Origin of the sequence: Paenibacillus sp. EKM301P, assembly GCF_011800295.1 — a bacterium.
GTDB classification, from domain to species: domain Bacteria; phylum Bacillota; class Bacilli; order Paenibacillales; family Paenibacillaceae; genus Paenibacillus; species Paenibacillus polymyxa.
Genome location: NZ_JAALFM010000012.1, coordinates 23,542 through 48,214, shown reverse-complemented (window position 1 = coordinate 48,214; position 24,673 = coordinate 23,542). Strand labels below are relative to the sequence as shown.

General features: G+C 45.9%; 27 protein-coding genes. 20 read left to right on the top strand and 7 right to left on the bottom strand.

Going from position 1 to position 24,673, the window contains the following annotated elements; genetic code table 11:
* Positions 1-45 precede the first annotated feature (45 nt).
* From HFD99_RS21170 to HFD99_RS21145, 8 genes are all read left to right on the top strand, one after another.
* The gene (locus tag HFD99_RS21170) at positions 46-657 is read left to right on the top strand and encodes a pyridoxamine 5'-phosphate oxidase family protein (RefSeq protein ID WP_045245132.1); all 612 of its coding nucleotides are present in this window, start codon (positions 46-48) and stop codon (positions 655-657) included.
* A gap of 255 nt (positions 658-912) precedes the next feature.
* Positions 913-1,497, top strand: a complete 585-nt coding sequence (locus HFD99_RS21165) for a TetR/AcrR family transcriptional regulator (protein WP_017425727.1) — start codon at positions 913-915, stop codon at positions 1,495-1,497.
* A 106-nt stretch (positions 1,498-1,603) separates the two neighbouring features.
* A complete protein-coding gene (locus HFD99_RS25815; protein ID WP_014599460.1) occupies positions 1,604-1,705 on the top strand; it encodes a hypothetical protein in 102 nt (33 codons plus the stop codon).
* A gap of 65 nt (positions 1,706-1,770) precedes the next feature.
* Entirely contained in the window at positions 1,771-1,893 is a 123-nt protein-coding gene (locus tag HFD99_RS25980; protein WP_016819381.1) for a hypothetical protein, read from the top strand.
* A gap of 168 nt (positions 1,894-2,061) precedes the next feature.
* Positions 2,062-2,517: a MerR family transcriptional regulator gene (locus tag HFD99_RS21160; RefSeq protein ID WP_016819380.1), complete on the top strand. Its 456-nt coding sequence runs from the start codon at positions 2,062-2,064 to the stop codon at positions 2,515-2,517.
* 40 nt (positions 2,518-2,557) lie between these two features.
* Complete coding sequence (locus HFD99_RS21155; protein WP_016819379.1) at positions 2,558-3,769, top strand: MFS transporter; 1,212 nt, start codon at positions 2,558-2,560, stop codon at positions 3,767-3,769.
* Between the two features lie 27 nt (positions 3,770-3,796).
* Positions 3,797-4,225, top strand: coding sequence for a universal stress protein (locus HFD99_RS21150; protein WP_016819378.1), 429 nt, complete (start codon positions 3,797-3,799; stop codon positions 4,223-4,225).
* A 42-nt stretch (positions 4,226-4,267) separates the two neighbouring features.
* Complete coding sequence (locus tag HFD99_RS21145; RefSeq protein WP_045245131.1) at positions 4,268-5,686, top strand: aldehyde dehydrogenase family protein; 1,419 nt, start codon at positions 4,268-4,270, stop codon at positions 5,684-5,686.
* 158 nt (positions 5,687-5,844) lie between these two features.
* Here the strand turns inward: HFD99_RS21145 and HFD99_RS21140 are convergent, their stop codons facing one another.
* From HFD99_RS21140 to HFD99_RS21130, 3 genes are all read right to left on the bottom strand, one after another.
* Entirely contained in the window at positions 5,845-6,639 is a 795-nt protein-coding gene (locus tag HFD99_RS21140) for an SDR family oxidoreductase (RefSeq protein ID WP_045245130.1), read from the bottom strand.
* 84 nt (positions 6,640-6,723) lie between these two features.
* Positions 6,724-7,011, bottom strand: coding sequence for a DUF1330 domain-containing protein (locus tag HFD99_RS21135; protein WP_017425723.1), 288 nt, complete (start codon positions 7,009-7,011; stop codon positions 6,724-6,726).
* A 377-nt stretch (positions 7,012-7,388) separates the two neighbouring features.
* Entirely contained in the window at positions 7,389-8,300 is a 912-nt protein-coding gene (locus HFD99_RS21130; protein ID WP_045245129.1) for a helix-turn-helix transcriptional regulator, read from the bottom strand.
* A 418-nt stretch (positions 8,301-8,718) separates the two neighbouring features.
* Here HFD99_RS21130 and HFD99_RS21125 point away from each other — a divergent pair, with 418 nt between their 5' ends.
* Complete coding sequence (locus tag HFD99_RS21125) at positions 8,719-9,279, top strand: NAD(P)H-dependent oxidoreductase (RefSeq protein WP_045245128.1); 561 nt, start codon at positions 8,719-8,721, stop codon at positions 9,277-9,279.
* A gap of 405 nt (positions 9,280-9,684) precedes the next feature.
* On the opposite strand, the gene HFD99_RS21120 is transcribed toward HFD99_RS21125, so the two are convergent.
* On the bottom strand, positions 9,685-10,149 hold the full coding sequence (locus HFD99_RS21120) for an AbrB/MazE/SpoVT family DNA-binding domain-containing protein (RefSeq protein ID WP_016819375.1): 465 nt from the start codon (positions 10,147-10,149) through the stop codon (positions 9,685-9,687).
* 249 nt (positions 10,150-10,398) lie between these two features.
* On the opposite strand from HFD99_RS21120, the gene HFD99_RS21115 reads away from it, so the two are divergent.
* The 3 genes from HFD99_RS21115 to HFD99_RS21105 all read left to right on the top strand — a co-directional run bounded on the left by HFD99_RS21115 (position 10,399) and on the right by HFD99_RS21105 (position 12,759).
* Positions 10,399-11,271, top strand: a complete 873-nt coding sequence (locus HFD99_RS21115) for a hypothetical protein (protein WP_045245127.1) — start codon at positions 10,399-10,401, stop codon at positions 11,269-11,271.
* A gap of 113 nt (positions 11,272-11,384) precedes the next feature.
* Complete coding sequence (locus HFD99_RS21110; protein ID WP_019686119.1) at positions 11,385-11,756, top strand: MerR family transcriptional regulator; 372 nt, start codon at positions 11,385-11,387, stop codon at positions 11,754-11,756.
* A gap of 238 nt (positions 11,757-11,994) precedes the next feature.
* Entirely contained in the window at positions 11,995-12,759 is a 765-nt protein-coding gene (locus HFD99_RS21105; RefSeq protein ID WP_019686120.1) for a MerR family transcriptional regulator, read from the top strand.
* A gap of 97 nt (positions 12,760-12,856) precedes the next feature.
* Here the strand turns inward: HFD99_RS21105 and HFD99_RS21100 are convergent, their stop codons facing one another.
* Positions 12,857-13,333 (bottom strand): hypothetical protein, encoded by a 477-nt coding sequence (locus HFD99_RS21100; RefSeq protein ID WP_017425717.1) that lies wholly within the window; start codon positions 13,331-13,333, stop codon positions 12,857-12,859.
* A 90-nt stretch (positions 13,334-13,423) separates the two neighbouring features.
* The gene (locus HFD99_RS21095; RefSeq protein ID WP_016819371.1) at positions 13,424-13,903 is read right to left on the bottom strand and encodes a GAF domain-containing protein; all 480 of its coding nucleotides are present in this window, start codon (positions 13,901-13,903) and stop codon (positions 13,424-13,426) included.
* Positions 13,904-14,252: 349 nt separating this feature from the next.
* Between HFD99_RS21095 and HFD99_RS21090 the strand changes: the two genes are divergently transcribed.
* The 8 genes from HFD99_RS21090 to HFD99_RS21055 all read left to right on the top strand — a co-directional run bounded on the left by HFD99_RS21090 (position 14,253) and on the right by HFD99_RS21055 (position 23,943).
* Complete coding sequence (locus tag HFD99_RS21090) at positions 14,253-14,558, top strand: hypothetical protein (protein ID WP_039276758.1); 306 nt, start codon at positions 14,253-14,255, stop codon at positions 14,556-14,558.
* A 188-nt stretch (positions 14,559-14,746) separates the two neighbouring features.
* On the top strand, positions 14,747-15,343 hold the full coding sequence (locus HFD99_RS21085; RefSeq protein ID WP_039276759.1) for a GNAT family N-acetyltransferase: 597 nt from the start codon (positions 14,747-14,749) through the stop codon (positions 15,341-15,343).
* Positions 15,327-16,085, top strand: coding sequence for an energy-coupling factor transporter transmembrane component T family protein (locus HFD99_RS21080; RefSeq protein ID WP_039276762.1), 759 nt, complete (start codon positions 15,327-15,329; stop codon positions 16,083-16,085). The genes HFD99_RS21085 and HFD99_RS21080 overlap by 17 nt, the downstream gene beginning before the upstream one ends.
* 158 nt (positions 16,086-16,243) lie before the next feature.
* Positions 16,244-16,831 (top strand): ECF transporter S component, encoded by a 588-nt coding sequence (locus HFD99_RS21075; RefSeq protein WP_039276763.1) that lies wholly within the window; start codon positions 16,244-16,246, stop codon positions 16,829-16,831.
* Positions 16,832-16,885: 54 nt separating this feature from the next.
* The gene (locus tag HFD99_RS26015) at positions 16,886-18,445 is read left to right on the top strand and encodes an ABC transporter ATP-binding protein (protein WP_039276764.1); all 1,560 of its coding nucleotides are present in this window, start codon (positions 16,886-16,888) and stop codon (positions 18,443-18,445) included.
* A 173-nt stretch (positions 18,446-18,618) separates the two neighbouring features.
* Positions 18,619-20,133 (top strand): MDR family MFS transporter, encoded by a 1,515-nt coding sequence (locus tag HFD99_RS21065; RefSeq protein ID WP_039276767.1) that lies wholly within the window; start codon positions 18,619-18,621, stop codon positions 20,131-20,133.
* A 610-nt stretch (positions 20,134-20,743) separates the two neighbouring features.
* A complete protein-coding gene (locus HFD99_RS21060) occupies positions 20,744-22,243 on the top strand; it encodes a glycoside hydrolase family 68 protein (protein WP_019686126.1) in 1,500 nt (499 codons plus the stop codon).
* Positions 22,244-22,350: 107 nt separating this feature from the next.
* Positions 22,351-23,943: a glycoside hydrolase family 32 protein gene (locus tag HFD99_RS21055; RefSeq protein WP_045245125.1), complete on the top strand. Its 1,593-nt coding sequence runs from the start codon at positions 22,351-22,353 to the stop codon at positions 23,941-23,943.
* Positions 23,944-24,111: 168 nt separating this feature from the next.
* Here HFD99_RS21055 and HFD99_RS21050 read toward each other — a convergent pair whose 3' ends face one another.
* Positions 24,112-24,576, bottom strand: coding sequence for a MarR family winged helix-turn-helix transcriptional regulator (locus HFD99_RS21050; RefSeq protein WP_013369372.1), 465 nt, complete (start codon positions 24,574-24,576; stop codon positions 24,112-24,114).
* Positions 24,577-24,673 lie beyond the last annotated feature (97 nt).

The window sequence follows — 24,673 nt, the reverse complement described above, 5'->3', positions numbered from 1 at the left end:
AATCTGAAATGTATCATTGGTCAATAGATGGAAGGAGAGTCCCCTATGAGAAGAAAGGAATTTACGGTAGAAGAACTAGAGGAAATAGAGCAGTTTCTAAGCGAGGTTAGTTTCGGATTTTTAGGTATAAACAGCGAGGATGGTTTTCCGCGTGTGGTTCCCTTGAATTTCGCTTATGGAAATGGCGTTTTTTATATTCATGGCAGTCGTGCTGGAGAAAAGATGGAACGGATGAAAGAGGATAATCGGGTTACTTTTTCAGCCGCCAAAGAATATGCGCTCATTCCATCTTATTTCACGGATGAACATATGGCATGTCCTGCGACCTCATTTTTTAAAAGTATTACCGTGCGTGGTCATGCGGAGCATGTAGTGGATTTGGAAGAAAAAGCATCAGCATTTTCCATTTTTATGAGTAAGCTGCAACCGGAAGGCGGATATGACACGATTGATGCCAGCGATTCTCGGTATGCCTCACGTTTGAAAGGGGTCGCTCTGATCAAAATTGTACCCGAGGAATGGACCGCCAAGTTTAAATTCGGACAAAATGTTAAAGATCAGGAGCGTCAGCAAATTATCGACGGCTTGCAACAACGGGGGCTGGATGATGATCTGATAACGATTGAAATGATGCGCAAATATGCTCCTCATCACTGATATATATCGAAAGTCAGGATTTCACAAAATTCTCAAGTATAAAAATTAAAATTCGGCGTAATAATTCCTGCTCGCTCATCTATCTAATTGGTTAATTATACCTTGAAGGGGGATACCCTTGATTTTCCATAACATTCAGTCCTTCTATATTAGGACTTTTGAAGGAAAGGTATATATCATCCTCAAGCCCGTTGTTCTTACTGCAAAGGAACTTTATAATACGATAGATTTGTGGTGTAAGGGGGCAAAACCGTGATGAGAGCAGGAGTCAGAAGTCGGGAAAGTCGGCGGTTGTTACTGGAAGCGGGGGCTGAAGAGTTCGCTCAGACGGGGTTTTACCAAACTAAGGTAAGTTCGATTGCGGCACGTGCAGGATTGACGCAGCCGGATTTTTATATTCATTTTGAAAGCAAAGAACAAATGTATGAGGAGCTTGTGGAGAGCTTCCGTACTTTGGTGAATGAGACGGTACAAAGTATGAAGATTGGCCCGGACCTAAGCGAAGCTGAAGTTTTGAGACGGGGACAAGCTTTTCTGGAAGCTATTTTTCGCATGTTGTCTAATAATCCGGCGATCACTCGTGTCGGTTTTTACCAGGCGGCAGACTCGGTACACATCAAGGCGGAAATGGCGGAGCATATCAAGAAGCATCTGCTGGCGGCACAACGATGGGGTTCCTGCCGTGAGGAACTTGACCCTGAACTGACAGCAGAATGTGTGATCGGTTTGATAGAACGGCTGACGTTAACGAAATTGCTGCCTGGACGTGAAAGCCCGTCTGTACTTGCCAAGCAGGCAAGAAATCTCCTGTATCACGGAATGCTCGCATCCGAAGAATAACTGGACCCCAAACCCATATTTGGGCAGCAGGCGCGGCATTTGTCCCTATCATGGACGGTGGCATAAGCATAAGATGCTTTTGTAAACCATGAAGGGAGGAATCACCATGTCTGGAGTAGGCGCTGGTTATGGAGCTTTTACATCTACAGGAGCGATTCTGGTACTTTTCATTCTGCTCGTTATTATTTCCAAAGCATTCGTTATCTAATTCTCAGTTGAAGAATTTGATTTCGGGCGATTTGTTGTAATCGACAGAGGGAGGAGGAATTTGAGATGGGTGAAGTAGATAGAAGCTGTGGCTGTGGCGGTGGCGGCTACGGCATGTGGACTTCCACTGGTGTCATTTTGGTACTCTTTATTTTGCTGGTTATCATCACACGTACTTTCTTCATCTAAAGTGATATTCATGGGCTTGAGCGCCGATGCTTCGGGTCTATGACTATGCAATCCCAAATAGGAACCGTCTCTAACAGAGGCGGTTTCTTTGTGTTTGAAAGTTTACGTTGACGTTAACGTTATATAGGCGTAGTATTTATATATAATCTTTTTCATAAGGTGGGTGTCATGGTTACGTATAAAATTGATGAGGTCGCCAAACAAAGCGGTTTAACCAAGCGAACCATTCGTTATTATGAGGAAATCGGCTTATTGCCCTCCCCGCAGCGCAGTGAAGGAAATATGCGGCTGTATACGCAGGAGGATGTGGATTTACTAAAAAAAATAGTGAGTGCCAAGGAAGTGCTTGGCTTTTCTTTGCAAGAACTTCAGCGGTACATGTCCGCAGCAGAAATGCTCAAGGGGCAGCGGGAGGAATATCGCGAGCGCACAGAGCATTTGCAGCCAATCGAGCGACGGACCATGTTGGAGGATATGGAACGTACGTTGAACGAACAGTTGGACTTAATGGAGGGAAAGATCAACAGTATCCGTATGCTCCAGACAGAGCTGGAGGAGCTGCGGGTTAGGGTGCGTGAACGTAAGGTTCTTCTGGATGAGGAACTTGAGCACGACCCATCATAACAAGAACATTTACATTCAGATGTGGAGGTAACATCCTATTATGAGTTCACAACATGCATTACCTGAAGAGTTAAAAGAACGCTCAGGCTTGCTTTCTCAACCTAAAGCGGTATGGGCGGTCGCCTTTGCCTGTGTTATTTCATTTATGGGTCTGGGATTGGTCGATCCGATCCTGCCGGCCATTGCCGATCAGCTTCATGCTACGAAAAGCCAAGTGTCGCTGCTGTTCACCAGCTATAATCTGGTGACGGGCGTTGCGATGCTGATTACGGGCGTTGTATCTAGTCGATTGGGTGTCAAATGGACGTTATTAACCGGCATATTATTTATTATTGTGTTTGCCGGACTGGGCGGCACGGCTAGTACAGTTGGCGGAATTGTGGGCTACCGGGCAGGCTGGGGCCTGGGAAACGCTTTGTTTATCGCAACAGCGTTGTCTGCGATTGTAGGTCTGTCCACTTCTGGAACAGCTAAAGCGATTATTTTGTATGAAGCGGCCTTGGGGCTTGGGATTTCAGTCGGCCCGCTGCTAGGCGGTGAGTTAGGTTCCATTTCCTGGCGCGGTCCATTTTTCGGTGTAGCTGGATTGATGGTTATTGGCTTTTTGTTCATTACGTTTATGCTGCCTTCGATTCCAAAGCCGAAAAAACGCGGTTCCATTGCGGACCCATTCAAAGCGTTAAGTTACCCTGCCTTGTTCACGCTCGGCATTGTAGCATTGTTATATAACTTTGGATTCTTTACGTTGATGGCGTATTCTCCATATGTCATGCATTTAGACGAGCATGGTTTGGGTTACGTGTTTTTTGGTTGGGGAATTATGCTGGCCTTTACCTCGGTGTTTGTAGCTCCAAAGATTCAAGCACGCTTGAGCGTGGTATCTTCCATTAGTATCATGCTGACGTTGTTTGCCATTGATTTAGGTGTTATGGCGATTGGGACTTTAGCTGGTTCGCCAACGACTGTCATTGTCGCGGTCATTGTGGCTGGTATTTTTCTGGGGATTAACAATACATTGATTACAACTGCTGTTATGCAGGCTGCTCCAGTGGAGCGCTCCACAGCATCTGCGGCTTACAGCTTTATGCGTTTTTTGGGCGGGGCCATTTCACCATGGCTTGCAGGGAAGCTGTCAGAGTGGTATGCAGCAGAAACTCCGTTTTATTTTGGAGCATTGATGGTATTGATTGGCGTAGCTGTGCTGATCGTACGTCGCCGACATATGCAGGATATTCAGGTAGATGCACACTAACATTGAACTTCTGGGGAGGAAAAGAGTATGAGCGAATTCAAACAGATTCTGGTCGCGATTGATGGTTCGGAACACGCTATGAAGGCATTGGAGACAGCCAAAACGTTATCCAAGCAGCTTCAGGGAAACCTGCATCTGACCGTATTGCATGTAAATCCGACTTTATCCATGAATGAGCCCCCGGTTGGGATTGATGTGGATGAGCGGATCGAAGAGGAAGGTCGTCATATTCTGGAGCCTGCAGCCGACTATTTGAAGGACGAGGGCATTTCGTACCGTATGCTGGCGGGGCATGGTGATCCGGCGAGTTTCATTTGTAAAATTGCAGATCAGGAAAAGGTAGATCTGATCATTATGGGAACACGGGGACAGGGACTTGTTTCGGAGCTGATCCTGGGTAGCGTGAGCCATCATGTGATTCAGCATGCACCTTGTCCAGTGCTGACAGTGAAATAGTATTAAATGAGACATTGATATAGAGCAAAGGAGGAAAAAAGCATGCAGCAGCACTTATTTATTGGCGGTGAATGGAAAGCAGCTTCATCATATACGACGCTGAAATCACCGTATTCCGGGGAAGTCATTGCCGAGGTAGCAGAGGCCACTGCTGAGGATGCCAAGACCGCTATTCAGGCGGCTTCTGATGCACGTGCAGAGATGCGGGTCATGCCAGCCCACCAGCGGTCAGCTATTTTGGAGAAGCTGGCTGACCTGCTGGAAGAGCGGCGTGAGGATGCAGCGCGTATCATTGCACGCGAAGCGTCCAAGCCATGGAAGGCTGCGCTTGCGGAAGTTGATCGGACGGTACAAACCTACAAGTTTGCAGCCGAAGAAGCCAAGCACATTCACGGAGAGACCATTCCGCTGGATGCTGCACCAGGCGGCGAGGGCCGTATGGCCTACACGCTCAAAGAACCCGTCGGGGTAGTAGGAGCTATTACACCATTTAACTTCCCGATGAACTTGGTCGCTCATAAAGTGGGCCCTGCGCTGGCAGCAGGCAATACGGTCGTATTGAAGCCTGCGGAGCAGACACCACTGTCGGCTTACTTGATCGCGGAGCTGTTGGAGCAGGCCGGGTTGCCTGCGGGCGCTCTTAACGTGATCAGCGGCGATGGCAAAACCATTGGCGACGTACTTGTCACTGATCCACGTGTCAGCTATATCACCTTCACCGGTAGCCCGGCAGTCGGTACAGAAATTCGCTCCAAGGCTGGCTTGAAGCGGGTTACGCTGGAGCTGGGTTCCAACGCGGCTGTTATTATTGACCGTGATACAGATGTGGACGCGATCATCGACCGTTGTGTGAGTGGAGCCTTTGCCAATCAGGGGCAGGTATGTATCTCGGTTCAACGTATTTACGTTGTCGGTGAGCTGTATGATACGTTCGTGTCCCGATTTATAGAAGCGACTCAACGTTTAAAAATCGGAGATCCGCTAGACCCGGACACGGACGTATCGGCGCTCATCTCAGCCAAGGATGTCGAGCGTGTTCGTGTGTGGCTGGAGGAAGCAGTCCAAGCAGGCGCGAGAATCGCTCTGGGTGGTCATGCCGAAGGTGGGATTCTGGAGCCGACCGTATTGCTCAATGTGGACCCGACTTCCAAGGTGTCTTGTCGCGAAGTGTTTGCCCCACTTGTGCTGATTCATTCCGTTAGCTCTGTAGATGAGGCTGTGAGCCATGTGAATGATTCAATTTATGGCTTACAGGCGGGAATTTACACACGTAATATCACGACCGCGCTGGATGCAGCGGACAAGCTTGAGGTAGGGGGCGTGATGATCAATGACATACCAAGCTTCCGTGTTGACCATATGCCGTATGGCGGTGTGAAGCAAAGTGGCACTGGACGCGAAGGTGTAAAGTACGCTATGGAAGAAATGTTGGAAACCAAGCTGATCGTTATTAAACGGTAAATAGCTGTATAAAAGCCTATCTGATGGACATCGAAAATGCGCTTTGCGTATGTCTGCTCATTAGATGGGCTTTTTTTTCTCATTATTTGCGCGAATGTCAGATGAAAATAAAGTGTTAGACTGAAAAATATTTGGATAAAGCGTATTTAGCTTGAGTTTTAGACCGTTGGGACTGTTCCACCGTCAATATTATATTCACTTCCTGTAATAGAAGCGGCCCGGTCGGATACTAGAAAAGCAACAAGCTCAGCGACTTCTTCTGGTAGTCCTGGACGACCAATTGGAATTCCTCCCAACGAGTCCATTAGTTGCTTTAATGCACTTTCTCGATCGCCTGTAGTCTCAGCAATCCGATCAATCAAACTTTGTGCTGCCTTCGTTTCGATAAAGCCTGGCGCAACTGTATTAATACGAATGCCTTGAGGCGAAAACTGCTTGGATATTCCTTTACTGTAAGTAGTTAAAGCTGCTTTGGCCGCAGCATAAGCCAATGTTGCATCATATAGAGGCAAGCGACGTTGAATAGATGAAATATGAATAATAACACCTGAACCCTTTTCCACCATAGCCGGCAGCAGTCCACGGTCTAAACGAACGGCAGCAAACAGATTGGCGTTAAAAGTTTGCTGCCAATGCTCGTCCGTCAAGACAAGAGCTCCCCCGGATGGGGCTGACGAGCCTCCAACATTGTTGACAAGAATATCTACACCGCCTAGGCGCTCAAGAACGCTGTTTACCACTTTATCTACACCTTCAGGCGTACTAATATCGGCTGGAATAAATAGGTCCGCATTTTCTAAATTAACTGGAGTAGTTCGAGCCGTAGTTATTACAGTAGCACCTGCAGCTGTAAGTCTCTTAGCAATAGCCTCTCCCATTCCTTTGGTACCGCCTGTGACCAAGGCCTTTTTGCCTTTAAACTCACTTAAAATGCTTTCTAATTGAAAACTCATGTGAATAATTCCTCCTAATTTTGACAATAGGGTTGAGAACTACCTCTAGGTATCTTCACTCCGAGTTCACTTGTTTTGCGAACCTTACACACTATCGACAATGATACCCCGGTAACGCCCTCCGCGCAGTCGATGCTTTAGGGCTTTTTGATAGGCTGGACTAAAGTACCAAGCTTGTGCTTCCTCAAAAGTGGGGAATTCCAAGATGGCCAGCCCTTCAATATTGGGTCCTTCCAGGACCTGGTATGCGCCATACATTGCTAGGGGGTTGACGGAATGTCCCGCCAAACCTGCCGGTGCCAATTGAGAATAGAGTTGGAGTTCAGTTTGATCGGTACTCTGTTCACGTATAAAAACAACATAAGCGGGCATATACGTTTTCCCTTTCTTATTTTTTTATTTTTTTATGGAAGTGTAATAATCAGTTCTTTAATTTTATTGTTGTTTACTAGAAATTGATGTTTAAGTAGGAGTGGGTCGGGAAGATTCGATTTATCAAAGTCTCCGTCTACTTTCGCAATTACGACGATGGTATTATTAATGTCATATCCAAGATCAACGCATCTTTATCGAAAGCGGAAGTAAATGCTTCAAGCCGGGATTTGTTCGCTGATGTAAAGTAAGTTTCTACTACTGGTGGCAGGGATCTATGTGGATTCATTGATTCTTCAACCTCCTATGGTGAGTATGTTGTGAGCGATAACTTCAAACTCATCATAGCAGTAATAATATGACTACATAATGTCATATTATAGAGGAACATTTAAATTTCTTTTCATCGTTTCTAAATGAGACAATATTCTTGTACGTACTTGTTCGGGGCTAACCTCTATAAGGAGGGGACCAAAGGACAGCAGATAACTGTCCAACCAATTGCCTACAGGAAATTGTGCCGTGACGGTATAAGAGCCGTCTTCCCTCTGAGTAATTGTTTTCTCGGCAAATTCATCGTATACGCGGTAAGCTCCTTGAGCAGAAATGTGAAGAGTTAATTCAATGGTATGAAGCAAGTCGTTCACCTTTGTATCTGTAGCTGCTACGACTGTTCTTGGCTCATAACTAATTTCAGTAACTACAATCTCTTTCATTCGGCTAATCTTAAATACACGATAACTTTCGGTATTTAAACAGTAACCTTCCACATACCAGGATTTATCTTTAAACAAGAGCTTGGCAGGTTCGACGCTACGATAACTCTGTTCCCCGGCGACGTTATAATAGCGGAACTTTATAACACGGTTTGTGATTATCGCGTTGCGTATAAGAGTGAATAGCTGTCTCTGGCTGTTTTGGCTTCCCCATGGCGAAAAATCTACTTCGATCCAGTTTCCCATTTCTTTTTTAAAAAGCCTACTCAACTTGCTTAGCACTTCTTCTACCTGTGGAATGGTAGCTGTAGCCACACTCTGAAGGGCCATTAAGATATCATCTTGTTCCTGCTCGGACAGTAAAGAGGTGTTAAAGACATAACCCTCCATCAATGATATTCCGCCACCCTTGCCTCTACTGCTGTAGATGGGAATCCCAGCTGCGCTTAAGGCATCTATGTCCCGATAAATCGTTCGTGTGGAGACCTCAAAATGCGCTGCCAATTCATCAGCAGTCACTTTTTTCTTATGGAGTAACATATAAACGATTTCAAAATGTCTGCTTAACGGCATAAGCTTCACCTCACTCGGTAGCATACACCTTATAACATGACATTATAAAGTCATATTAAGTGATTGCTCTACATCACACTCTAATGGGCATCAACTGGGGGACTTTATTTTCTTTGGACAGCGATAATAACACTGCCTTGGATCAGATCTTTTTACAATTCTTTATATAAAGTTGAACCAAAAGCACTTGCGAAATAAAAAGGAATAAACTATACTGAGACCAATCAATTAGTGATTGATCAATTACTAACTGATTAACAATCAACGTAGGTGACATTTATGAGCAGCATACGCTTCAAGTTGACTGAACGTATCTTTATTGGAACTATGAATTGATGCAGATTCAGTTAGATGAAGATGTATGAAGATAAGTAATTGATCGATCACTCACTTTTATTAGTAAATGGAGGAGAAGAAAATGAAACATCTTATTATTTACGCGCATCCATCACAAGAAAGCTTTAACCATGCAATTTTGACCACAGCATTGAAGGGGCTAAAGCAAAAAGGGCATGATGTGGTGGTTCGTGATCTATATGATATCGGCTTTCAACCTGTAGTCAGCAGTAGCGAGATTATTGGAGGAATCGGAGAAGATATTGTGCGGGAACAGAAGTTTTTGCAATGGGCAGAGGTGGTCACCTTTATTTATCCGATATGGTGGACGGGGATGCCAGCCATAATGAAAGGGTATATTGACCGCGTATTCTCTTACGGGTTTGCTTACAAATATGTAAATGGGGTGCAGATGGGGCTGCTTAAGGGGAAGAAAGTCATCATCCTCAACACACAAGGGAAATCACATGCGGAATATGCCAGCAATGGCATGGATCAAGCACTTCACTTGACGTCCGACAAAGGCATATTTGAATATTGCGGACTTGACGTTATGTATCATATATTTTTCGAGTCGGTACCCCAATCCGATGAAGATACACGTAAAGAATGGCTTCGCCAGATTGCAGGCATACTTGAATAAGAGCCTTGAGCCTAACTGATTTGAGTAACATCAATATAAGACTGTGTACCAAGTTCCTTTAAGATATTTTTTGAAACTCACTGTCACTAAAAACATATCTTTACAGGTAAAAGTATTTTGGATGAGTTGAAACAACATTAAAATGAATAAATAAACGAAATGACCTTCTTTACGTAGAGAAGGTCATTTCGTTTAATTTAGGCGTTACTATTAATTGGCATAGTCTTATTAATAAGGCGTTGTCGCTTGCAAGTCATCTAGTAGTTCTTTGTACCTAGTTCGAGGATTTCGCAAATGTGTTTCCTACTTTTTGTCGGTTAGCTATGATGCTGCGTATCACGGTTCAAAATTAGCTGTACATGATGAAATCTCTGGTGTATACCTATGTAGGATAGCAAGCTGTAGTTATAGCATTTTTTTGAGCTGGGATATACGGGCTTGGGAAACCTCAAGCATTTTGGCATATTCGTGCTGTGCTGCATTGGGTTGCTTTTGCATTAATTCTTTGAGGCTTTCAATCATCTGCTGTGTCGATCTCCGTAGACGTTTGGACTCTTTAATCGACCGTTGTCCGTTGGCTAAAGCCGATTTGGCTGGTCTTAGGACAGGGCTAAAATTTAACCCCTTCTTTAAACTTTCAATACATTCTTTACAAATAAAACTATCTCTAAAATAAGTCAATTGTTCTGCTGAACCACACATTTTACACGTCACCCCGGTATATTTTCGAAAGGCGAGAATACCGGTTTCCTCATCTGCGAAAATCTCAACGGGGTCACCCACATTAAAATCCATAGAAATTCGCATTTCTTTGGGAATGACGATACGGCCTAACGCATCTAGGGGACGTGTCATACCTGTACTTTTCAAATGATAACCTCCTTTTTTTATATCCTTATAATACTAAATAATTATAGTAAAAAAGAATAGGCTTAGAGAAGCAATCGCATATATTAAGTAAACTGTTGAAAAGTATACAAGTAATTCCCAAAATATGTTTTTTTAATCGTGGAAAACGTGTTGATGAATTATAGGGGATTACCGATATATATTCAGAATGAATATTCTAGTTGGCGAAGGAATTTTTAGTAATATACGATAAGGAGCTGTGAATTACATATGGCAATCGATTTGGTCACTGCTATTCCTGCAGTCATTATAAAGGTCGGCGGATTAGTAGATCAGCCCGAGCAATTCACCGCCGAGGCGAAGAAGGCTGCTGCTATGCTGGGAGAAGAGGCATTGCCTCTATTCCCGCGTTATTTTTTTGGAACTGAGTTGCAGAAGCCTGAGAGTTTGGCAGGAAAGTACGAAGGGTTGGGCGACTGGCTGCATATTCAACAGGATGCGATTTTTGAGATTATCTACAATTACAGGGAAAAAGCGATTCCCATGCTGTATGAGGTGGCGTTCGGGGTGTACGATTGGACGCAGTATAAGGCAGTGAGGATACTAACTCGGTTAGCCCGTGAAGGTGTTCAGACCGAGCAGATTGTGGACGATATTATCAGCCATGTCGACGATTTTCGTTATGAGGCACAAATGCCTACATTTTATTTTCTGTCGGGACTGACGGGCAATAAGAAGGTTGCCGCGCTGCTGCAAAGGCATTTCCTTGAGAATTTGGAATACGATCCGATTGATGCCTTTGATATTTTTGAGAATTTGTACCGTTGTTCGCCTGATGTTGCTAGGAGACATGCCGATTTTCTCAAAGCCATTGCCCGCGGTGAAGGCCTAGAAGGCCGCTCCCCGTTACTGGACGGAGCGATAGGGACTACCGATGAGAACGGCAAGCAAGAGTACCACTGGCCTGGTGATGAACCTGTCGAAGAGCATCACCAATTACGAGCGGCCATATTCTATTACCAGTTGAATTCTCAGGATGAGGAGGTCAATCGGCTGTTAGATCAATGGGAAGTGAGCCATCCAGAGGAGAATGTAAGGAGTTATATTGGGAAATTGCGAGGGGAAGGACAGGGAGAGAGCTAGCTGTTCAGTTGGTAAATAGAGAAATGTTAATTTTGCACTCTTTTCTATGAAAACTTATACTTATCGTTACAGCTGGCTCGAAGCGAAAAAAAAGAATGAGGAGGGGATCAACTATGTACTCCATTAAAGAAGTTGAAATCAGGAGTGGATTGCCCGCATCTACCCTTCGTTATTATGAAAAAGAGGGCATTCTACCTGATGTCGGTCGGGATGAGGGTGGGAGAAGGGTATATACCGAGAAACAAATGGATTGGATCAGGTTTCTTATGGCTATGAAAGATACGGGAATGACCATTGAAGAAATTAAGGCATATCTTGAGCTAAATGTAAAAGGAGAAGCCACAATCCAAGAGAGAAGAGACTTCCTGGTTGCCCACAAAAAGAAAGTGGAAGAACAGATGGCCCAAACGCAGCGCAATTTGGAGAAAATTATTCAAAAGATAGCTTTTTACGATCATGTGGTCATGGGAAGAAGCTTCTCTTAGTCGCCAAATTCAATTGAATATAAGAAGCCCGCAGCCTATTTGAAATACGCTGTAGGGCTTTTTTTTGCATAGATATCTAAAGATACCTACTGTAGGTCGCAAGTATGAAAAATCGTTGGCAATTAGCGGTTCACGATGTGCTTACAGGGTAAAAGTGTATTACCAAGGTGGGGAAGTGGGGGTGTTGACTCTCACGCCACGGGAGGCTGTAGACTGTGAAAGCAAGGGGGGAAGCGGAATGGCTTATACAGTAAAGGAAGTATCTAATCTGTCGGGAATCAGCGTTCGAACTTTGCATTATTATGATGAAATTGGATTGCTGAAACCACATCATATCGGAAATAATGGATATCGCTATTACGAACAGGAACAACTGTTGAGGCTTCAACAAATCATGGTGTACAGGGAACTGGATTTGCCTTTATCCGAAATTGGCAATGTGCTAAAGCAAACCAAGGAGCAGAAAGCCGAGGTTTTGCAGGTGCATCGAGCCAAGATTGAGGCCAAGGTCTTCCGCTTGCATACTCTCCTTCAGACCATCGACGAAACGGTGGCTCATTTGAAAGGAGAACAAACGATGAAACCAGAGCAAATGTACCAAGGGTTTAACCCGGAAAAACAGGAAATGTATGAACGTGATCTGACGGAACGTTATGGTTCACAGGTCGAAGAAAAGATCCAGGAGAGTAAGACCGCGACGACGAACTGGAGCAAAGAGGATTATTTGGATTCACAGGCAGAGGCAGATCAGATTCATCGGGAGCTGGCTGAAGCCATGCATAAGGGATTGAAGCATAACAGTGCAGAAGTACAGGCGCTGATCCGCCGTCATCTTCAATGGGTAAGCCGATTCTATACCCCTACAGCAGAAATTTATAGCGGGCTGGGAGACTTGTATGTAGAACATGAGGACTTCAGTAAAATGTATGAAGGCTATCGCCCTGGGCTAGCTGAATATTTGCGAGACGGAATGAAGGAGCTGGCCAAACGGGAATTAACCTAGAGCAACAGCTGATAAAAAGGGCTATAAGTAATATGAAAAAGGGTGAACAACAACCCCATCGACGGCCTGCTGTTCACCCTTTTTTGTGTAAAGCAGCTTACATGCTGCTTGGTGCTGTTCTCATGCTTTGCTGACTGCTGTTTCCGTACTGCTGCATGCTACCGCTGCTTGCAAAATGCTGCCCGGTCGTCCCCATGTGTTGCGGAAAGCTGTGGTTCATGTGGCTTCCTGCACTAAAGGTGGATGGTTGCATACTGCGAGAAGCATAGTTATCGCCAAATCCAGGTTGAGTCATTTGGCTGCTTGAGCGGATGGAGTTTTCCAATTGGCTACACAGTTGAATGACTTGCTGGTATTGCTGCATCGCTTGCTGGTGATGCTGAATTGCGGTTTGAATCATTTGAGCTGCGCTACGTTCGCGTTGCACTAGGCTTTCAAGGCTAGATGCGTTTTGTTGCTCTTGTTGCAGCAATTGCTGATACATAGCAGTTCCTTGCTGTGTTTGTTGTACCAATTGCTGCATAATTTGTTCACATTGATGAAGTTGTTGTTGTGGAGCCATGTTGTTGAACATTGATCATCAATCTCCTTCGCCGGATAGTTTAGGTTTTAGGACCCTCATATATTGTGGCGAAGGAAGACTATATATATGCACAATTTTTGGTTACAGGCTGGATACCAGAATAGCCGTAAATTCCTCTAGGAATACACGATCTTCCTGATCAAATCGGCTTTTTAGCGGGCTGTCAATGTCCAGCACTCCAATCAGCTCATCGTTTTTGATTAGAGGGATAACGATTTCGCTATTGGAAGCAGCGTCACAGGCGATATGTCCTGGAAATGCATGTACATCGTCTATGACAAGTGTTCGCCGTTCAGCTGCTGCGGTACCGCAAACACCACGTCCCAGTGGAATCCGTATACATGCGGGTAAACCCTGGAAAGGTCCTAGTACAAGCTCAGTCCCATCATAAAGATAGAAGCCACTCCAGTTCACATCTGGAAGAAAGTGACCCAGTAAAGCTGAAGCGTTCGCTAAATTGGCAATCCTATTGGATTCATCGTGAACAAGTGCCCGGAGTTGTCCGAGAACGGATTCGAATTGTTCCTGACGTGTTCCTTCGTAAGGGATAGTTTGAAACATGTAGAGTCCACGCTCCTAACATTAAATTTTCATATTAACTGTTGTATGTGTCACCAAAAATAGGTAATTGTGCAAATCACTTTTACCATTGGTTAATTAATTTAAGATATAACGATTGTACATATTCAGTCAAGTAGAAAATAGCACTACTGCCTTGGAATAATCTCCTTTCTCTAGCACCACAATTCCCTTCTCTACAAGCAACGCTGACGGTAAAGCATTACGTTTTAGCGGGACATATAATATAGAAAGTAATTCAATGAAGGGTTGCCCTCATCTGTTTCCAGCTTCTCCCCTATGGGTAAAAACAATGTAACATGTTGGCTTAGGCCAGGGAGGAGTTACAATTATGCATGCAGATGTTCAGAACTTGTTTATCCGTATACAGATGCTTTCTTATGCACATCAGGACGATTTGACCGTGAGAGATATACAACCAGTTCTCGAAGAACGCGGATACCGTGTAGGAGAACGTGAAGTCAAGCAGGAGCTGGAAAACCTGACACAGGAAAACTTTCTGACACCACATGATGATATGTTCAGCCTTACCGGCGCAGGGATCGAAGAATTGCAGGAAATTCAGTCGATGCTAGGCGTATTGTACGAAGATGTTGTGAAAAATCCAGCGCATGTCTCTGCCCGTGCTTCTTCTTAAAAGGATAAGAGACACCAAAAATCTTATAACAATAAAAGGTAGCCCTCTTCATTCCTGATATCAGGAAGCGGAGGGCTAATTTGGTTTATAAGGGCCTGTCCACTTTAATAAGGTTGTGTTTGTTGGAGGTGTATGCTTAAATGTAGCGTATATTTGTTGTCATTGAAATGCTGGAAGGATGATGGAACATGTGTGCATATGCATGTAAGGGGCATATCCCACTGCTGGAAAGCCCGCGTCTTCGGCTGCGAAGGATGGAAAGCCGGGATGCGGCTACGATGTTCGCTTGCTGGTCTGACCCGGAGGTTCACCGTTATATGAACCTTACCGGTATGTCAGGACGAGAGGATGCAGAGGATATGATTGAGCTGTTGAATGAGCTGGCGAAGACGGAAGATGCGCTGCGCTGGGGGATCGAGCTGAAGGAGAACGGGAGGCTGATTGGAAGCTGCGGCTTTAATTATTGGCAGACGGAGGGAGCTTATAAAGCCGAGATTGGTTATGAGTTGGCCCAGCCTTATTGGCGCAATGGCTATATGACTGAGGCGCTTCGCTTAGTGCTTTCATTCGGATATGACACGATTCGATTAAATCGGATCGAAGCGCTGGTGGACCCGCGCAATACAGGCTCGCAAGCCCTGCTGTCCTCGATGGGCTGGACCCAGGAAGGGCTGTTACGGCAGGTACAGCATACATCTACAGGCTTTAAGGATATGCTGATGTATTCATTACTGCATGAAGAATGGCTCAGATTGGAGGCACAACGAAATGCTGTTTCAGTATAACGGCGGTTCGTCGCCGCTCCACAGGCTTGGACCGTTAAGTAAGCTTATATGGGTGGGATGCTTTAGCCTCCTGTCGATGGCATGGGATTCGACAATACGGGAAGCGGCACTCTTGGTGGCACTGATCGCTGTGGCTGGCTTCGGCGCACGGTTGACCCTAGCACGCCAACTTCGCGCTATGTCGTTCCTGATTGGTTTAGGTATTCCGTATTTTATACTGTCTATCCTAGCGATTCGAGAAGGGAATGCTGTCGCTTCATGGGGACCCATTGTGATTACAGCGGAGGGACTGGATATCGCGGGGGCATTAACGCTGCGGATTTTTGTATTGTTTTTGGCATCCTATATCTATCTCTCGACGACCGATCCCCGAGATTTTGTGCAGGCTTTGAATCTGCGCTTGCGTGTACCTTATCGATTTGCGTTCGGAATTTCAGTGGCGCTGACGTTCCTGCCCTTATTGGAAGAAGAGGGGCGAACCATTATGGCTGCACGGCGTGTTCGGGGGCAGGAACCACCACGAGGATGGGGCAATCGGATATCATGGTGGAGCGGGTATGCGGCTGCTGTATTGGTGAATGCCGTGAGACGGGTTCAGCAGACAGCACTGGCTATGGAGGGCAAAGGTTTTGGCGCATATGCAGAACGGACGTATCTTCGTACACTGGAGAATGGGCGTTTAGGCTACGTATGTGCAGTGATTGCTGTATTCGCTACGGCTGTTTTAGGGTGGATATTATAAAGAAGCACTCCCTTTTTTTGCTCTCATTGTCAACTAGTAAAATAAAATTAGGTTGACAATAAGACGACGGATGAATACATTTATACAGTAACAGTTTGTACAAGGGCCAGAGCTATGACCTTGTATACTAGATTATGGAGAGGAGTCAAGAAATACATATGAAGGGATCTCGTATTTTTGCCAAGTTTACAACGCTGGATATCGTGTTAATGGCCATGCTGGCTACGTTGAACGGCGTCATGACTGTGTATTTGTCGATGATTAACAAAACGTTAAACAGTCTGGGAGGGCCGATCGCAACTTCCGCTATTGTCGGGCTGTACATGATATATGGTTTGCTGGCCTATTATATTATTCGTAAGCCAGGTACGGCGGTAATTGCTTATGCCTTTGGCGCGGTAGTGCAGTCTTTTATGGGCTCTGCCTATGGAATTGCATCTATCATTGCGGCAGCTGTCTGCTATATGGTTGCGGCGGAGCTGGTATTTGCTCTTTTGCGGTATCGCCGCTGGAATGCAGTTTCACTAATGCTGGTGGGCGGAGCCATGGTTCCGCTGTGGTTTATCGTGGCAGCCAATATGTTTGGCTATATGCATTGGGGCTGGAAGGTACTGACGATTGCACTGGTCGTTCGTATCCTGAGCGGCATTGTCCTGTGTGGTCTGCTGACGAAAGTACTGGGCGATGCCTTAAGTGGTACGGGTCTGTTAAAACGCTTTGAACTGGGACGCACTTCACGGGCATAACCAAGGCTATACATGGTTATAGCCTGAACAATAGGGATCGAGGGTATTTCGGCTATGAATGAACGTAGTGATCATGATGTAGAAAATAGAATAGCTGTCTCCTTAAGGGATTTTGGCTATCGCTATGACGACCAGGTGGAGCCAGCGTTACATGGTCTGACGCTGGACATTGCGGTGGGTGAGCACATAGCCATTGTTGGAGCTAGTGGGAGTGGAAAGTCTACGCTGTGCCAACTGCTTCATGGCGGGTTGTCCCGTTCCGGCGAGGGCGAACGGGCGGGAGAGCTGACCGTGTATGGGATGGACCCCGACACCGCTGAATTGGCTACGGTCGCCACCACTGTCGGCGTCGTGCTTCAGGACCCGGATGCCCAGCTAGTGCAGGGAATCGTCGAAGACGAAATTGCTTTTGGGCCGGAGAACCTGCGCGTGCCTCCGGCAGAAATAGAGCAGCGCCTGGCCGCTGCACTGGAGGCCGTCGGCCTGGCATCCGAGCGCGGCTCCTTCGTGCGGCGCCTCTCGGGAGGTCAGCGCCAACGCACCGCCATTGCGGCGGTGCTGGCGCTGGAAGCGCCGCTGGTCGTGTTCGACGACGCGGCTGCGCAGTTGGACCCGCCGGCGGTACGGGACTTCGTCCTGCTATGTCGGCGGCTCCATGCCGCAGGCCGGACGGTGATCACTGCGTCCAGCCGCATAGATGATGGTGCGCGTGCAGCGCAGCGCCTCATCGTGCTGAAGGGCGGGACTATGCTGCTGCAAGGCCCGCCCGAAAAGCTGCTGCGCGAGCATGGTGCGCAGCTGGTAGCCTGGGGGCTGCTTCCCTCTTCCGCGGGGAGGGAAGACATGCCGCGTGAGCCGGAAGGGAATGCCGGCTCGGCAGCTTATTGCGCTGGGCAGCCGTTGCTGGAGGTGAAGGGATTGCCCTTCACCTACCCCGGCAGCCAGCGCGCGGCGCTCAAGGGCGTGAGTCTTGCCCTTGCGCCTGGCGAACGAGCCGTAATGCTGGGCGAGAACGGCTCTGGCAAAACCACGCTGGGCAAGCTGCTTATGGGCTTGCTCCCCGCGCCGAAGGGATGCATGTGGTGGGAAGGGCAGGATATGTCGAAGCTGCCCATTCACCGACTGGCCGCCGGGATCGGCTATGTGTTCCAGCAGCCAGAGCATCAGTTTGCAGCTGCAACGGTGTGGGAAGAGTGCTTGTACAGTGTGCGGGTCAAGCTTGGTTTACGGATCGGAGATCCGGTTCCCGCCGCCTATGAGGAACGGGCGCATCGCTTGCTGACAGCCGCCAGGCTGGAACACCGACTGGAGGTCTCGCCGTATCTGCTAAGTGGAGGCGAAAAAAGGCTTTTGAGCGTTGCGGCACAGTTTATCCTCCCCAAAAAGCTTTACATTTTGGATGAGCCGACTGCGGGAACGGATTACGAAGGGGCAAACATCCTGCTCCAGATGTGCACAGAGCAGTCCGCTGAAGGAGCGGCTTTTCTGATCATTACCCACGATTTGCAGATAGCTGAACGCTTTGCCAGCCATGTTCTTCGTATGGAAGAGGGGTATCTCTATAAAACGGAAGATAGCTGGATTAATCATACGATTACAGTTGACAAAAATTAAGGATATGTAGACAATAATATATATACATCGTACATAACAGGCGGCCTATATAGGCCGCCTGTTTACGATTATACAGTGCGGGTAATCATTCAAGCTGGGAAGGAAAACCGTACAGATACAGCACAGTTTATACAAGGAAAGGATTTGTGATTTGCTTGGGAAACGATAAACCTATGAAGCGCGGACTCGTGCTGACAGGTGTTCTATTGGCCACCTTTCTGGCCGCGATTGAAGGAACGGTTATCGGTCCGGCGGGACCGACAATTGTTAGTGAACTGGGCAGTGTGAATTTGCTCAGCTGGATTTTTACAGCATATTTGTTGACGATGGCTGTAACTACGCCTATTTTCGGCAAGCTTAGCGATTTGTTTGGCCGAAAACCCATTTTTCTAATTGGGTGCTCGTTATTTGTACTTGGCTCTTTGCTTTGTATGCTGGCTGATAGTATGGAGCAGCTTATTTTATACCGGGCCATCCAGGGGATTGGAGCGGGTGGTGTCATTCCTGTTACCTTTACCATCATCGGTGATATATACAAAATGGAGGAACGTGGTAAAGTCCAAGGCATGATCAGCTCGGTGTGGGGGATTTCTTCCCTCGTCGGGCCTCTCTTGGGCGGTTACGTGGTCACCTATTTTGGCTGGGAATGGATTTTTGGTTTTAACGTTCCCTTTGGATTACTGGCTATGTTCTTCATCGCCCGTTACCTGCGGGAGCAGGTAAGCACGCGTACCGCGCGTATCGACGTGGCGGGGGCAGTTACCTTTACCATCGGGATGACGGCACTCTTGCTCGTATTAGCCCTAGGGGGACAGTATATCGATTGGACTTCTCCTGAATTGCTGGCCTTGGCTGCCGTGGCCATTTTGTTCCTGGTTTTGTTTTTGGTTATCGAAAAGCGCGCTCAGGAACCGATGGTGCCACTGAAGCTGTTTCGGATACGGGATATTGCTTTTTCCTGTGCCGCTGCACTACTCGTCAGTACCCTGCTAATCGGGCTGACTAGCTATCTTCCCCTATGGATTCAAGGCGTACACGGTGGAGATGCCGCTTCATCTGGTCTGGCGCTGGCTCCAATGTCGGTAGGCTGGCTGTTTGGCTCCATGATCGGAGGACGCATTTTGCTGACGCTGGGCTCGCGTCGAACCTCTTTGATCGGGCTGACTCTGATTGTATTGGGAGCCTTCGTCATGACCTTGATGAACCTAACAACTCCAATCTGGCTTCTGTTCCTGTCTACGTTATTGTATGGACTGGGATTTGGCTTCTCGATAACCGTGTTCACGATTATTGCTCAGTCCTCGGTCGGATTCCAGCTGCGTGGCGCGTCTACAGCCTTGAATACGTTCCTGCGCACATTGGGACAAACGATTGGGGTTGCAGCCTTCGGTTCATGGCTGAATTATCGTATTGCTGCCCAGACAGCGGACGGACAGCTCACTCAGCAAGGGGTTACACAGGAGGATATTAATGGTCTGCTTGCCCCGCATGCTTCACAAAGTCTAAGTGACAAGGTTGCCGGATTACTCCGGTCTGTACTGGAAAACAGTCTGCATTCCCTATTCGTGATCATGGTCGTTATTGCGGTGATTAGCTGGTTTGTTGTCCTCGGATTGCGGAACCGCCCACCGGGTACGGAAGAAGAGGCAGATCAGCGTGTGAAGACACCACAAAGAGAACACGCATAAAAAAAATATACTTCTTTCATATTAAAGAGACAGTCCGGTACACCAATAAGGGGCCGGGCTGTTTCTTTATGCTAAGGTCTCTTCTCCTACTGATTTAGCAAAAAGCCACCTCGTATAGGACCGATAAATTCCCCAATATACAAAAAGGAAATAAAAATCCCCTAGAGATTGCGATATATTCATATGATATAGGTTACAAAGTGGTAAAAAAGTCTTAAAAAATTGTAACAAAAAAGCTGTTTCTAAATTGAGCTATAGGGTACTAAGGAACCATTTTTTTGCACCCGCTTACAAATCGAGCATTTTATGAGTATATTTTGAACAATTTTGCATGTGAATGAAGCAACCAACCAAGCAAAATGGGATACGGAAAAAAATCAAGTAACAAATTTTTCTGAATGTAATAGGAATGAAAAAAATAGGTATTTTCAGAAAATTACTAGGAAAATATGAGGATGAAATTTATAGAGGAATCTGTTTTCTTCCCTCACATAATAGGGCTTTTCAGTCTATATCAATCGTTTGACATACCATATAAAATGGCTCTAGCCAACGAAAAAGTTGGGCTTCAACACTAGAAAGCATAATTACATTAAGGGAGATGGAGTACTTGAAGTTTAACAAATGGTTCAGTAAAGCAGCCACTGCAACAGTAGCAACTACCTTGCTGTTAGGAGGCGGCGTTCAGGCTTTTGCAAAAGAAAATGATAAGGCTGATTTCAATGCAGACAATGCATTTACCCAAATTACGCGTAATGACATGCTGAATATTTTCAAACAGCAAGGCAAAGAGAAATATGAGGTTCCATCCTTCGATGCCTCTACAATTAAAAATATTCCTTCTGCTATTGGTCACGATAGCTCAGGCAAGCAGATTGATCTGGATGTTTGGGACAGCTGGCCGTTGCAAAATGCCGATGGTACAGTAGCTAATTACAAGGGATATAATATCGTATTTGGACTGGCAGGCGATCCTAAAAGAGGCGAGGATACATTTATATATCTGTTCTATCAAAAAGCGGGTGATACTTCACTGAGCGGCTGGAAAAATGCTGGTAGAGTCTTTAAAGACAATGATAAACTGCTCTCCAACGATCCGATTCTCAAAAATCAGTCAGAAGAATGGTCAGGTTCTGCTACCTTAACCTCTGATGGACATGTACGTTTATTTTATACCAGCAGACAGCCCTATGATCCGAATAACAAATTATACGGCAAGCAAACCTTGAGCACAGCTCAAATTAATGTCTCTCAGCCTGATGATAAGACACTGAAAGTAGATGGAGTCGAGGATTTGAAATCGATCTATGACGGTGGAGATGGTAAAACCTATCAAAATGTACAACAAAGCGTCGGAGTGGATATGGATAATCATACCCTTAGAGACCCTCACTATGTCGAGGATCAAGGCCACAAATATATTATATTTGAAGCCAACACAGGGACAGAAACAGGCTACCAGGGCGAAGAATCGCTTCAAAACTCAGCTTATTATGGTGGCAATAAAAAATTCTTCACGGAAGAGCAACAAAACTTGCAACAAAGTCCTAAGAAAAAAGGAGCTGAGCTGGCGAACGGCGCACTGGGCATCGTTGAATTGAATGATGATTATACATTGAAAAATGTAATGCCCCCTTTGCTTGCATCCAATCTGGTAACAGATGAAATTGAACGGGCAAATGTGTTCAAAATGAACGGTTTGTGGTATTTATTTACGAGTACAAGAGGTTCCAAGGTGACTGTAGATGCGATCGGTGACGATGATATTTACATGTTGGGTTATGTTTCTACTTCCTTGACAGGGCCTTATAAACCCCTGAATGGAACCGGTCTCGTTCTTCATCAGGATCTGGATCGTGATGATATTACCTGGACATATGCTCATTTTGCTATCCCGCAAGGCAAAGGCAATAACGTAGTCGTTTCGAGTTATATGACCAATCGTGGACTCTTCCCAGATCACAAATCTACTTTCGCACCAAGCTTCCTGCTGAATATTAAAGGCTCGAAAACCTCTGTTGTGAAAAACGGTATTCTGGAGCAAGGTCAAATTACGATTGATCCAGGAAATGACAAAAAAGATAACCAAAATGAGTATGGAAAGAAATAAGTAGTTATAAGCAGCATGTCCGAAGGCGACAGCTTTGGTAGATTACCGATCTGTCGTCCGTCGGACGATACATAACAATGCAATGAGGGGTAAGGAGGATCGTCATAATGAGAAAAAAAGCTTTCAAGAACATTGGAATACGATCCGTAGTAGTTATCACAGGCTTAACTATTTTCATAGCTATGGGGTGGAATATGTACCAACAGGATGCAGGCAAACCCCCAATACCTGCAGCAGCTCCAAAAAACCAAGCCAATCAAAGCAAGCATACAACACCGACCTATCGGGCCGCCTATCATTTTACCGTCCCGGATAAGTGGAAAAATGATCCACAGCGGCCTATTTATATGGATGGGCAATATCATTACTACTATTTATATAATCGTGATTACCCTCATAAGAACGGTACAGAATGGCGACATGCCACATCCACCGACCTGGTTCATTGGAAAGATGAAGGGGTGGCAATTCCTAAATATACGAATCCGAATGGAGACCCTTGGTCCGGTTCGGTCGTGATCGACAATAATGGCACCGCAGGTTTTGGAAAAGGCGCACTTGTAGCCATTGTCACACAGCCCTCCGCAGATGGAGGAAAGCAGGAACAATTTCTGTGGTACAGTAAGGACAAAGGCAAGACGTTTACTTCTTATCGCAACAAGCCCGTGATGTCCAACCCTGGCACGAAGGATTTCAGAGATCCCAAGATCATCCGGGATATTCAACGTAATCAATGGGTGATGGTCATGGCGGAGGGAACGAAGATTGGCTTTTATAAGTCGAAAAATTTAAAGGATTGGCAGTTTACGAGCGGCTTTCAAACGGAAAATATCGGACTTGTAGAATGTCCTGACCTTTACCAGATGCGCGCGGATGATGGGACCTATCAATGGATTCTAGGTGCAAGCGCCAATAGTAAACCAACCGGCGGACCCAATACGTATGCCTACTGGACGGGGGATTTTAATGGAGAAGCATTTCTCCCTGATCGCAATGATCCTGATTGGCTGGATTATGGCTTTGACTGGTATGGTGCGGTTACGTTCGAGGACGGCAAAGCCAAAGACCAATACAGTCACCGTTATGCGCTGGCTTGGATGAACAATTGGGATTATGCCAACAACACGCCTACTTTGAAGGAAGGCTTTAATGGCATGGATTCGGTTGTTCGCCAAATTCGGTTGAAGCGTACAACTGATGTCGGCTATCGCTTGGTTTCACAGCCTGTATCAGCTTTGGAGCAATTCCCAACTGCAACGGAGTCATTGGGGAAGATCCAAGTAGAGGGGAACCACAAGCTTCCGGTAGCAGGTGATGCCTATCAGTTAGAAGCAGATGTATCTTGGTCAACGATCAAAAATACAGGCTTGAGGCTTCGAGAGTCTGCGGATGGCAAGCGTCATGTAGATGTGGGTGTTTCGGTGGAGGGTCAATACTCTTATGTAAACAGAGCAAACACCGGGCAGCCGGATCAGAGTGGTAAATATGTAGAGAGTAAGGCGCCTTTTGATACCAATAAAAAAAATGTCCACTTGAAGATTCTTGTCGATAAAACCAGCATCGAAGTCTTTGTAGATGATGGAGAAGTAGCTTATTCCTCCTTAATATTTCCACGCTTAGAGGATCAGGGAATTACTCTTTTTTCAGATGGCGGTAAGGCTATTTTTAATAATGTAGTGATCAAACATTTTAGTCGATAACAGGTCTTATGCTGCTCGTAAGCTTAGGCATATTTCGCTCAGGTATATATAAAGTCCACCCATAAATATAAGGGTGGACTTTTCTGTGTAAATCTAAATTTTCGTTAGCACAGCTATAGGATTGTTCTTTTATTCACAATTGGACAGTTGCTAAAATTACTATTCATTCTATTTGTGATAAGGTGACAGATTATCAGCGCTACGGCCCAATTTTTTGAGCAAGCCGATGAGTTGATCTCTTTCGGTTTCGCTGATTCCGCTAAAGGCACGTTCAATCTGACGTGTATAATCAGGATAAATTTCGTCCATGACGCGTTGTCCTTCGTCCGTCAACTCTGCATATATAATACGACGATCTTGGTCGCACGGGTGACGGTGCAAATAACCACGGCTCTCCAGCTTGTCGATAACATAAGTGACATTTCCGCTTTGCAGAAGCAGTTTGGCTCCAATTTGTTGAATTGGTTGTGCTCCCTTGTGATATAAAACTTCCATCACGGCGAAGGCCGTTGGGTTGAAGCCCACCGTTTTGATGCCAGCAACCGCATGTTCGTTTACACTTTTGAATGACTTGGCAAACACGCTATACAAATGCATAGATTGCTGTGTCACCAATGTTCGGTAATCTATCATCTTCATTCCGCCTTTATGTATGGATTTGGGCATCCTTTGACCGCTCGGTTCGGATGACCGGGCAACCATACCCTTACTACTAGCATAAAGGGATTTA

Bases quoted from the DNA above. Each gene is read 5' to 3' on its own strand.
- HFD99_RS21075 (WP_039276763.1), top strand. From the start codon at position 16,244: ATGAAGGGATCTCGTATTTTTGCCAAGTTTACAACGCTGGATATCGTG.
- HFD99_RS21160 (WP_016819380.1), top strand. From the start codon at position 2,062: ATGGTTACGTATAAAATTGATGAGGTCGCCAAACAAAGCGGTTTAACC.
- HFD99_RS25980 (WP_016819381.1), top strand. From the start codon at position 1,771: ATGGGTGAAGTAGATAGAAGCTGTGGCTGTGGCGGTGGCGGCTACGGC.
- HFD99_RS21080 (WP_039276762.1), top strand. From the start codon at position 15,327: ATGCTGTTTCAGTATAACGGCGGTTCGTCGCCGCTCCACAGGCTTGGA.
- HFD99_RS21165 (WP_017425727.1), top strand. From the start codon at position 913: ATGAGAGCAGGAGTCAGAAGTCGGGAAAGTCGGCGGTTGTTACTGGAA.
- HFD99_RS21145 (WP_045245131.1), top strand. From the start codon at position 4,268: ATGCAGCAGCACTTATTTATTGGCGGTGAATGGAAAGCAGCTTCATCA.
- HFD99_RS21125 (WP_045245128.1), top strand. From the start codon at position 8,719: ATGAAACATCTTATTATTTACGCGCATCCATCACAAGAAAGCTTTAAC.
- HFD99_RS21085 (WP_039276759.1), top strand. From the start codon at position 14,747: ATGTGTGCATATGCATGTAAGGGGCATATCCCACTGCTGGAAAGCCCG.
- HFD99_RS21115 (WP_045245127.1), top strand. From the start codon at position 10,399: ATGGCAATCGATTTGGTCACTGCTATTCCTGCAGTCATTATAAAGGTC.
- HFD99_RS21150 (WP_016819378.1), top strand. From the start codon at position 3,797: ATGAGCGAATTCAAACAGATTCTGGTCGCGATTGATGGTTCGGAACAC.
- HFD99_RS21140 (WP_045245130.1), bottom strand. From the start codon at position 6,639: ATGAGTTTTCAATTAGAAAGCATTTTAAGTGAGTTTAAAGGCAAAAAG.
- HFD99_RS21135 (WP_017425723.1), bottom strand. From the start codon at position 7,011: ATGCCCGCTTATGTTGTTTTTATACGTGAACAGAGTACCGATCAAACT.
- HFD99_RS21065 (WP_039276767.1), top strand. From the start codon at position 18,619: ATGAAGCGCGGACTCGTGCTGACAGGTGTTCTATTGGCCACCTTTCTG.
- HFD99_RS21100 (WP_017425717.1), bottom strand. From the start codon at position 13,333: ATGTTCAACAACATGGCTCCACAACAACAACTTCATCAATGTGAACAA.
- HFD99_RS21050 (WP_013369372.1), bottom strand. From the start codon at position 24,576: ATGATAGATTACCGAACATTGGTGACACAGCAATCTATGCATTTGTAT.
- HFD99_RS21130 (WP_045245129.1), bottom strand. From the start codon at position 8,300: ATGCCGTTAAGCAGACATTTTGAAATCGTTTATATGTTACTCCATAAG.
- HFD99_RS21095 (WP_016819371.1), bottom strand. From the start codon at position 13,903: ATGTTTCAAACTATCCCTTACGAAGGAACACGTCAGGAACAATTCGAA.
- HFD99_RS21090 (WP_039276758.1), top strand. From the start codon at position 14,253: ATGCATGCAGATGTTCAGAACTTGTTTATCCGTATACAGATGCTTTCT.
- HFD99_RS21110 (WP_019686119.1), top strand. From the start codon at position 11,385: ATGTACTCCATTAAAGAAGTTGAAATCAGGAGTGGATTGCCCGCATCT.
- HFD99_RS26015 (WP_039276764.1), top strand. From the start codon at position 16,886: ATGAATGAACGTAGTGATCATGATGTAGAAAATAGAATAGCTGTCTCC.
- HFD99_RS21170 (WP_045245132.1), top strand. From the start codon at position 46: ATGAGAAGAAAGGAATTTACGGTAGAAGAACTAGAGGAAATAGAGCAG.
- HFD99_RS25815 (WP_014599460.1), top strand. From the start codon at position 1,604: ATGTCTGGAGTAGGCGCTGGTTATGGAGCTTTTACATCTACAGGAGCG.
- HFD99_RS21155 (WP_016819379.1), top strand. From the start codon at position 2,558: ATGAGTTCACAACATGCATTACCTGAAGAGTTAAAAGAACGCTCAGGC.
- HFD99_RS21105 (WP_019686120.1), top strand. From the start codon at position 11,995: ATGGCTTATACAGTAAAGGAAGTATCTAATCTGTCGGGAATCAGCGTT.
- HFD99_RS21055 (WP_045245125.1), top strand. From the start codon at position 22,351: ATGAGAAAAAAAGCTTTCAAGAACATTGGAATACGATCCGTAGTAGTT.